Below are 9,334 nucleotides of genomic sequence, written 5' to 3'. Positions count from 1 at the left end.
AAAAATGGTCGATTTTGACACCATCGCAGCCCGACTTGTCACCGAAACAGAAGAAGCAATCATCTACGCCACCCGCGATGGAATTATCAGACTCTGGAACGGCGGCTCCGAGAAACTCTTTGGATACACGGCCGGCGAAGCACTCGGAAAATCCCTCGACATCATCATCCCCGAAAAACACCGCAAGGCACACTGGGACGGATGGGATCACGTCATGGAATCCGGCGAAACCCGCTATGGCTCCGAGCCCCTCAACGTTCCCGGAATTCACGCAGATGGATCCAAAATGTCCCTGGAATTCTCCATCACGATCCTGAAAGACGATTCCGGAAAAATCGAAGGCGTGGCAGCATTCCTCCGCGACGTCACCGCTAATTGGGATGAGAAAAAGGCGTTACGAATCCGCATCAAGGAACTGGAACGTCAGATCGAGGGTTAGATTGCCCCATTTTTAGGTTCGGACGCTGACTTTTTGACAGTAACGGGTTAACCGTTGGGTGAAATGCAAATATTCGTTCGAAACTTTGGTCATGCCACACGTTTGTGGTGGATTTTTGCATCCAAATGGGGGTTTGGTGCGAAAATTCGTTCGATTAAGTGGTCTGACCTCAGGTTTGTGGTGAAAATTTGATCAGCAAACACCCAGGTTTCACATTCGCCCCACTAGTCCCAAAATGATGACGTTCCAGAGCGCCGCCTGACGGCAATTTGTGCCCACTTTGACACAAGTGGTCGATCGACGTCTCGAGCCGCTTAAACGGGCGATTATCGCCCCACCATTCCCGATGTCCGCTCCTCGCACGCTTTTTGTAATGACATTAGGATCTTTAAGCAGTGAATGAGGTGACAATGTCACCTAACAAAGGTGTCAAACAGCCCCAAACACTACCCCCTCCACCCCCGCACCCTTATCCAGAAACTCCCATGCTCCAACATTTCCAGAGGGGGCAGTTTCTGACATTAACTACATAACTCCTGCATCAACCCGCAGCTAATCGCCACACCCCTGCTGAAAATCCCGAATGGAAAACCATACCCAAGCAGACACTCCCACCCCTAAGTATTACCAATTACTCAAAAGTGTTCAAAAAAAGTTTGTTATGTACGATTGACGGGACATATCGTGTCTGCCACGATTAAAGACATTGGTGATGTGAATCACTGCCTACTACATCGTGTTTCGTGACCCTGCACCTCCAAGTAAGGGCACGACAAACTTAGGAGACAAGATGGCTAGTACCTTCATTCAGGCCGACAGCCCTGAAAAAAGTAAGAAGCTGCCCCCACTCACAGAAGGTCCGTATAGAAAACGGCTATTCTACGTTGCACTAGTTGCGACGTTCGGTGGACTGCTCTTCGGATACGACACCGGCGTAATCAACGGTGCACTCAACCCAATGACACGTGAGCTCGGGCTAACCGCGTTCACTGAGGGTGTTGTAACTTCTTCTCTGCTGTTTGGTGCAGCAGCTGGTGCGATGTTTTTCGGTCGTATTTCCGACAACTGGGGTCGTCGGAAAACAATCATCTCACTTGCAGTAGCTTTCTTTATCGGCACCATGATCTGCGTGTTTGCTCCATCTTTTGCAGTAATGGTTGTCGGACGTGTGCTTCTTGGACTCGCAGTTGGTGGCGCTTCCACTGTTGTCCCTGTCTACCTGGCTGAACTTGCTCCTTTTGAAATCCGTGGCTCACTGGCTGGCCGTAATGAGTTGATGATTGTTGTTGGTCAGCTCGCAGCTTTTGTCATCAATGCGATTATTGGAAATGTTTTTGGACACCACGATGGTGTGTGGCGCTACATGCTGGCAATTGCCGCAATCCCAGCAATTGCCCTCTTCTTTGGAATGCTCCGAGTTCCAGAATCCCCACGCTGGCTTGTTGAGCGAGGACGCATTGATGAGGCTCGCGCAGTTCTTGAAACCATTCGCCCTCTTGAACGTGCCCATGCAGAAGTTGCTGATGTTGAACACCTAGCAAAAGAAGAACATGTCATTTCCGAGAAGTCCATGGGCTTAAGGGAAATTTTGTCCAGCAAGTGGCTTGTGCGCATCCTCCTGGTAGGTATCGGATTGGGTGTCGCACAGCAGCTGACCGGCATTAACTCCATCATGTATTACGGCCAGGTTGTTCTCATTGAGGCTGGTTTCTCCGAAAATGCAGCTCTGATCGCCAACGTGGCACCTGGAGTTATCGCAGTTGTCGGTGCATTCATCGCACTGTGGATGATGGATCGCATCAACCGCCGTACCACCCTCATTACCGGCTACTCTCTCACCACCATTAGCCACGTGTTGATCGGCATCGCATCCGTAGCATTCCCAGTTGGCGATCCACTTCGCCCATACGTTATCTTGACTCTAGTTGTGGTCTTCGTAGGATCCATGCAGACCTTCCTCAACGTAGCCACCTGGGTCATGCTCTCCGAGCTCTTCCCGCTGGCAATGCGCGGTTTCGCAATCGGTATCTCAGTGTTCTTCCTTTGGATCGCAAACGCGTTCCTCGGATTGTTCTTCCCAACCATCATGGAAGCAGTAGGACTAACCGGAACCTTCTTCATGTTCGCCGGAATCGGTGTGGTTGCCTTGATCTTCATCTACACCCAGGTTCCAGAAACCCGTGGACGCACCTTGGAGGAGATCGATGCGGATGTTACTTCCGGAGTCATCTTCAACAAGGATATCCGGAAGGGAAAGGTGCACTAAAAACCCAGACACTGCATAGATAAAACGCTCCAGATTTTTCTCAGCCGCTGCCCCTCCCCTGCTTCGCGCAGGTGGAGGGGCAGCGGTGTTTTTCTTTAAAGTTTGGATTCCAAATCACCGAATTCGGGAGTGAAGCACACTCATATCCAATAGGTAGTTCCACCGCTTTCAGTGCCACACGCGCAACGCTTTTGTTTAAATTCAACCGCCACTGTGAGCATATTTCCCAGGACTATCCACGCATTGCAGTGATTTCATTTTTTACCTGGGCTACCAGCAGCTTTACAAATGTCTTTCTTGCAGACACCGTATGAGCATTTGTGGCGCTTCAAGCTGTTCTCCATTTGCTTCAAGCCATGGTGTGATCACAGCCTCTTAATCACTAGGTTGCAACCGCCTCAATTCCACAAAATACGCAATAAGACGACGACTCAGATATGAAAACCCTGCTATTAGCATTCCCGGACCAGCAAACATCGCCACCAGTCCAAGAACTGTCATTTCCTTTGGCCCCAGAAAAAGGAATGCTAAAAATACCGCTCCACCCACAAGGTAAACTGCATCCCACCTAAAATCATTCACTCTTGCGAATAGAAGTGGCCACCCGGTAAACAGGGAAACGACCCCTCCGACTACGAGAATCGTCCCGATAAAATTGAGCTTTCCAAACTCATCCGCTGCAGTTTTAATAAGAAAGTATCCTGCCGCAATACTTAAAAATTCAACAAACGGAATGATGAAATAACCGAGATCGTGGAGTCTTCTAAATTTTCGAGTCATAGTAAAGTTCGCTTAATCGCCATCAGAGTAGTAGCAGTGGGTATTTGCAAGCCTTTGACAAGTTACTAAACCGTGCTACCGAAACCCCTCGTGTTTAAATCTAGAAGTTTAAAGGGTGAAAACAGTCCATTACTTAAGCACCAATCTGCCATAATTTTTACCCCAACGCATAGGCTTAACGGTGTGAATGTGAAGTTAACTGATGTCGCCCGTGAAGCTGGAGTAGGTTACGGTACTGCTTCTCGCGCAATTTCTGGACGAGGTTCCGTTGATGCAGGTACACGTGACAAAGTGCTCACCGCCGCCGAGAAACTTGGGTACCGAACCAACGCTATGGCTCGTGTGCTTAGGGAAAACAAGACCCGCACCGTTGGCCTGATCGTTCCCGACATTATCAATGAGTTCTACACCGAATCCGCCACTGTCCTCCAAGATGAATTAGACAAATCCGGATACCAACTAGTTGTTTCCACAACTGGAAACGACGCAGAAAAGGAACGTCGAGCTATCGAATCCATGCTCAACCGCCAGGTAGATGCAGTGGTGCACGTTCCAGTTAATCCCCAAGCGAAGTTTCCAAAGGGCTTCAAAGTGGTCGAGCTTAATCGTCGTAGCGATCTCAACCGACCTACTGTGACCAGCGATGATGCCACTGGTTTGAAGGAACTTGCTCTTCATATTTTGGATCAGGGATACCGAGATATAGGTATCATTGTCGGTCCTGCTGAGCTCAGCACCGCCCGAGACCGCAAAGCCGGATTCATCAACGCCCTCGAAACCGAAGCCACTCAACGCGGAATCCGCGAAGAGCTACGATTCCGGGTAGTTCACTCCCGCTACTCCCCCACCGGCGGTTATGAAGCATTCGCAGAATTCCGCAATGATCTCCCTCAAATCGTGGTGCCCCTGAGCACGCAATTAACTCTAGGAGTTCTCAAAGCAACCCAAGAAAACGGCATAAAAATACCGGATGACCTGGCACTTGCTTGTTACGGCGTCGCCGAATGGCTCGCAGTGTGGGGCCCTGGCATCACCGTTTTCGCACCAGACCTCCCAGCCATGGGCGCCGCAGCTGCCACGCAGGTTTTAACGCTTCTCGACGCCGCCCCACTCCCCGAAAACCACTTAAGCATTCCGGGGCAGCTCATTGTCCGTGGGACAACTCCAAAGGTTTAAAGGTAGAGGCGCACAATAATGAAAATTGAAATTTTCAGCCCAGAGGCCCTGCAATCCGCTGAGTTCGCTCACCTTTTGTGGCTTGCTTCCGGCTATTCTGCAGCACAATTAGACCACACCATCACGCATGAGATTTCCCAGATGACCACCATCGGTATCTTTGAGGATGCTTCCCCCATCGCGTTTGCGTCCTATTTCAATGAACCAACTCGGGCGGTAGTTGAGTACATCGCGGTCCTGGAATCTCATCAAGAAATGGGTTTAGGAAGCCAGCTTCTAAACATTGTGGCGACGAGCTTCCCAGAGATTTATTTAGAGACCGATGATGACGCGGTGGATTTTTACCGCAAACTTGGTTTTGTTATCTCGCCAAAAGAGCGGGATCCTCGTTGGCCGGAACGGGAACGCTATGCATGTGTGTGGAAAAGAGCTGAAGAAAGGGTCTAGCGCGGGTAATCTCTCTCGCTCAGCAGGACACCGTCACCTAGCTTTGTTTAGCGATAATGAGAAGTCCCGCACCGATGGGAAGAACTAGGGATCGGAACCCTTCAGTTTGATCAACGTGTTCTCGGAATGACACAACCTGATCGGCCTGCGACAGAACATTGTCAACCACTAACAAGCCGCCATTTGCTAGAACTCATTGCAGGTCAGGCCACCAATTTACATAGAGTGATTGTTCGGCATCAAGGAAAATGAAATCCCATTGTTCATCGGCGGAATCGGCAAGTACGGTTGCTCCATCGGCGACGATTCGTTGAACTTTTTCTTCAACTCCAGCGGCGCGAAGGTTTGCTGCAGCATCCAAAGACCGCTCAGGATCATTGTCTACTGTTGTTAAATTCACGACATCTGCCATCCAAATAGTCGAGTAACCATTGGATGTGCCTAGCTCGAGAACTGACTTTGGACTAATTCCGTAGATGAGCGAGCGAAGTAGCGCAGCGCTTTCAGGTTCAAGGTTTCTCCTGCGATCAAGCCGATTCGGTTGTCCTGCATCAAATTCCTGCCCCTCGGCATAAAGTTTGTCCAGAAAAGCTGCAAGATCAGGAGTCATAGAAGCTAAGAATACTCCTGGTTAAAGGGCAATTGTTGATGTATACAGGAAATCTCCGAAGCCTTCAGATACAAAGCTAGGTTGTTAACCCCCGTACCAACCGATCCAGCGCAGAAAGGTAACTTTGAAAAGCCTGCCGTCCATCGCGAGTTAAATTCAGATGAGTGATGGGTGTTCGTCCATCAAAAGCTTTGGAAATTTTCAAATAACCGGCTTGTTCAAGTATTGCAGCGTGTTTAGAAAGCAACGAGTAGCTTACGCCCAGTTCTTCACGAAGACTTTGGTAATCAGCTGAATCAACAGAATTTAACGCGGCCATCAACGCCAGACGAACAGGTGAATGAATGGTGTCATTCAAAGCGATTCGTGCTTCTTCGAGATTCACTTGTTTCCTCTAACCACTAATTCCAAACCAACCAAAGCACCAGGAAGGCTTGCTCCCACTGCCACTGCTGTTGTAATTATCCACGATGTGTCATGAAATGTGGGAGCCGTCCAGAACCATCCACCAATCACTGCCACAACTACCGGTAAGATTCCTGCGCAGGTAAGACGCCATTTAAATCCCCGAGGATGAACCCGCCTAGTCTTCGCAAGCCCTCTAGACACCAAGATAATCAAGATAATAAATACGATTTGGGCGAGCATCCTTATGATCCCACCCCACTCCCACAAATGGGACTGAAAACTAACTGCAAGCAATACAGCAATTCCCATAGATTGAACTACAAGCAACCACCCCTCTGCTTGTGAAATGTTCCTCGGATTTCCAGACTGCGCCAAGTGAGCAGTGTGCGTAAAGCTTTTCATTCTCCCCGTTATAGCATTAGTTCTAGACGCAATTTTACGAATTGTCAACGACTTAATGAATTGAAAATAAAGACGATTGAGCGATCTCGAGGGGCACAATCCACCCATTAAAAAACCGCCCCGTCCGAAAAGGACGAAGCGGAATTTTTAGCTAGCAGTTAGAGCTTAGAGAGCACGAACCTGCTGAGCCTGTGGGCCCTTGGCTCCCTCGCCGACCTCAAATTCAACTGGCTGGTTTTCCTCAAGATTACGGAAACCGGAGCCCTGAATCTCAGAGTAGTGGACGAAGAGATCTGCGGAGCCATCGTTGGGAGCGATGAAACCAAATCCCTTTTCGCCGTTGAACCATTTCACAGTACCCTGTGCCATATTTGTACCTTTTCCTAATCAGGTGATGCTACGTTCGCCAGCATGATTCACCAGCGTCCGAGTCGTTGGAACTCCTCGTCAAACCATCTACCTTCACAGATGCTGCAGGGTAAAGGAAAACTAGGCGCTCACAGTTATATCTCTTATCAGCGCCTAAACACTGCGAATAGAAATCGCGACTAACGTCTAGTCTGCCATGAATCTGCGCTGATGGGAAACTTTCTTTTCAAAATTGGGGTGTAAAAGCAGACAATCCGGCACACTTTCTAACACACTTATGTCGTTTTATCTCCCAGTATTGCAAGGTCAGCACACTTCACCACTCCTCACACACAATGTTTTTCCTGAGCCGCGAAAAATTAATGATCTGGTTGCGGCAATCTTCGAAAACCGGCATATACGACCAAATGCAGAGGATGGTCAAAGATCCTTGGTCACCAGATCAAATAAAACGTCATATATGACCAAAACTAAGTCCCCTACAATCATCCTTGGTCTCCAAATGAACTGCGGTGAAAAACTGCTCAAAAGGCCCCGAAAAAGTAACCTCCCAGAATCGCCTCTCAAGGCCTTTAAGCCCTCGAGTGATACAAGCACCCATCGGAAAAAATCAACACCTTAAACAAGCGATAAACGCCGTGGTTTATTAATCTCGATTTCACGGTATCGAGTTCGCAACAGCAATACCGCAAACTCAATTTCTCGACTCCAATTTCGTGCCGTTTTTGGCTGTTTCCCTAGCGGTATCGACGGTGAGAAATCGAACTTAAAGCACATGTATCGTCCTACGGTCAGTGTGCAATCAAGGCTCTGATCAGGTCGGAACTCGGGACCGAACAAAATGGTGAAAGTCAGGTTAGATTTAGTACCACTCCGAATTGCGATACAAGAAATCTTCAAGCCCAGGAGCGACCCACCCGACGGGGAGTGACCACATTTGAATCAGTTCAGGTACAAATTGTTTGCGCTCTTCGTCAAGTACAAGTGCAGCATAATCTTTTTCAAGTGTTGCTTCGATAAGGTTTTGACCTGGGTAAACAAAGGAGAATTCGCCAGGTGTGGTTAGTGCGGTCAAAAATATCAGATGAACCAATTGCCCTTTGTGTATTGGTTCACGAGCAACAGTGGCCTTATCAATCTGATCCCACACTAGATGATGATCCTTCAGCCTTCTTCCTTTGAGAAGCTTCTTGATATAAGCAAGTCCATCTGAACCATCTAGTAGGCCGACGCAGCATTCATATTCTTCACTATCTTCAGACACGGATAAGAGAAACAAATTGTTGGAATACATGCCTGAACCCCTGCCTTTTGTTAGATGTGCTCGATTGTATATGCAGAAGGAGGGGTGCGTCGATAAGCATCTTTTTAAAAGCGCAACCTGCCCCGCAAGCGTTGCGGGGCAGGTTACGTAACTTTTTAAGAAACCAGGGACTCTTCGAGTGCCTTGTTGGCCTCGATCAGCACCTTAGCGGCTTCGTTGACGCCTTCTTCGCGGCCGAGCGAAACATCCTCGTGCTCGATGTTGACCAGCATGTTTGGATCGACGCGGTGGAGCGCGCGGAGGAATTCGGTCCAGTAGGCAACGTCGTGACCGCGGCCCAGGGCGACGAAATCCCAGGCGGAGTTCTTTGGCCATTCATTTGCCCACTCATCGCCGCCCAGGTTGGTGCGGTTTTCGGATGGGTCGAGGCGTCGGAAGCTGTTGTCCAACACACCGTTGAGCTGTGCCCATTCCTTATTAACTCGCACGTCTTTGGCGGCGGCGTGGAAGATGAGCTCGCCCAAGTGATCGATCACAGCTACTGGATCCATCTGCTGCCAGAACAGGTGCGATGCATCCAGCTCGACGCCCACGTGGGTGGCGCCGGTGAGATCGATGAGCTTATGCACGTCAGCGGAGTTGAACACGACATTCTGTGGATGCAGCTCAAGAGCCACTTTCACGCCGTGATCTGCGGCAAGACGGTCGGTCTCGCGCCAGAAGTCAGCTGCGATATCCCACTGATAATCAAGGACATCCAAGGCTGCGGAGTTCCACGCGTTAACAACCCAGTTGGTGTACTTCGCGCCTGGTTCGCCCCCTGGAAGACCAGACATGGTGACCACACGGTTTTGGCCGAGGCGCTCTGCGAGGCGGATGGAACGTCGAATGTCTTCGGCGTGCTTGTCCCCGATCGCCTTGTTGGGGTGAAGCGGGTTGCCGTTGCAGTTAAGGCCGTAGATGTCCACGCCGGTGCCTTCGAAAATCCCGAGGAATTCATCGCGGGCATCGTCGCTGACCAGGATGTCATCGATGGTCGGGATGTGGGTTGCAGGCAAAAATCCGCCGGTATTCAGCTCAATTCCGGTGAGACCTGCAGCTTTGATGGCTGCGAGCGCTTCTGGCAGGGTGCGGTCGTGGAAGATCGCGTTGTAGAGACCGAGTTTCATGGTG

General features: G+C 49.7%; 10 protein-coding genes. 4 read left to right on the top strand and 6 right to left on the bottom strand.

The features are described 5' to 3' along the window. The first annotated feature begins 4 nt into the window (after window positions 1-4). Together KW808_RS01070 and KW808_RS01065 are read left to right on the top strand one after the other, a co-directional pair. The gene (locus tag KW808_RS01070; RefSeq protein WP_003863466.1) at window positions 5-439 is read left to right on the top strand and encodes a PAS domain-containing protein; all 435 of its coding nucleotides are present in this window, start codon (window positions 5-7) and stop codon (window positions 437-439) included. A gap of 790 nt (window positions 440-1,229) precedes the next feature. Next, a complete protein-coding gene (locus KW808_RS01065) occupies window positions 1,230-2,705 on the top strand; it encodes a sugar porter family MFS transporter (RefSeq protein ID WP_003862502.1) in 1,476 nt (491 codons plus the stop codon). A gap of 375 nt (window positions 2,706-3,080) precedes the next feature. On the opposite strand, the gene KW808_RS01060 is transcribed toward KW808_RS01065, so the two are convergent. Next, window positions 3,081-3,485 (bottom strand): hypothetical protein, encoded by a 405-nt coding sequence (locus KW808_RS01060; RefSeq protein ID WP_003862500.1) that lies wholly within the window; start codon window positions 3,483-3,485, stop codon window positions 3,081-3,083. 183 nt (window positions 3,486-3,668) lie between these two features. Between KW808_RS01060 and KW808_RS01055 the strand changes: the two genes are divergently transcribed. Both KW808_RS01055 and KW808_RS01050 read left to right on the top strand, forming a co-directional pair. Continuing rightward, window positions 3,669-4,661: a LacI family DNA-binding transcriptional regulator gene (locus KW808_RS01055; RefSeq protein ID WP_003862498.1), complete on the top strand. Its 993-nt coding sequence runs from the start codon at window positions 3,669-3,671 to the stop codon at window positions 4,659-4,661. Window positions 4,662-4,679: 18 nt separating this feature from the next. Continuing rightward, window positions 4,680-5,108 (top strand): GNAT family N-acetyltransferase, encoded by a 429-nt coding sequence (locus KW808_RS01050; RefSeq protein ID WP_003862494.1) that lies wholly within the window; start codon window positions 4,680-4,682, stop codon window positions 5,106-5,108. A gap of 193 nt (window positions 5,109-5,301) precedes the next feature. Here the strand turns inward: KW808_RS01050 and KW808_RS01045 are convergent, their stop codons facing one another. The 5 genes from KW808_RS01045 to KW808_RS01025 all read right to left on the bottom strand — a co-directional run bounded on the left by KW808_RS01045 (window position 5,302) and on the right by KW808_RS01025 (window position 9,330). After that, window positions 5,302-5,718, bottom strand: coding sequence for an O-methyltransferase (locus tag KW808_RS01045; RefSeq protein ID WP_003862491.1), 417 nt, complete (start codon window positions 5,716-5,718; stop codon window positions 5,302-5,304). A 76-nt stretch (window positions 5,719-5,794) separates the two neighbouring features. Further along, a complete protein-coding gene (locus tag KW808_RS01040) occupies window positions 5,795-6,103 on the bottom strand; it encodes a winged helix-turn-helix domain-containing protein (RefSeq protein ID WP_003862490.1) in 309 nt (102 codons plus the stop codon). Between the two features lie 590 nt (window positions 6,104-6,693). Further along, complete coding sequence (locus KW808_RS01035; protein ID WP_003862487.1) at window positions 6,694-6,897, bottom strand: cold-shock protein; 204 nt, start codon at window positions 6,895-6,897, stop codon at window positions 6,694-6,696. A gap of 862 nt (window positions 6,898-7,759) precedes the next feature. Further along, the gene (locus tag KW808_RS01030; protein WP_003862485.1) at window positions 7,760-8,191 is read right to left on the bottom strand and encodes a hypothetical protein; all 432 of its coding nucleotides are present in this window, start codon (window positions 8,189-8,191) and stop codon (window positions 7,760-7,762) included. A gap of 125 nt (window positions 8,192-8,316) precedes the next feature. Further along, a complete protein-coding gene (locus tag KW808_RS01025; protein WP_003862483.1) occupies window positions 8,317-9,330 on the bottom strand; it encodes a sugar phosphate isomerase/epimerase family protein in 1,014 nt (337 codons plus the stop codon). Between the last annotated feature and the right edge of the window lie 4 nt (window positions 9,331-9,334).

The organism is [Brevibacterium] flavum, from assembly GCF_019317305.1.
GTDB lineage: Bacteria > Actinomycetota > Actinomycetes > Mycobacteriales > Mycobacteriaceae > Corynebacterium > Corynebacterium glutamicum.
Note: the sequence above shows the minus strand (reverse complement) of the source record. Positions and strands in the feature narration are given on the sequence as shown.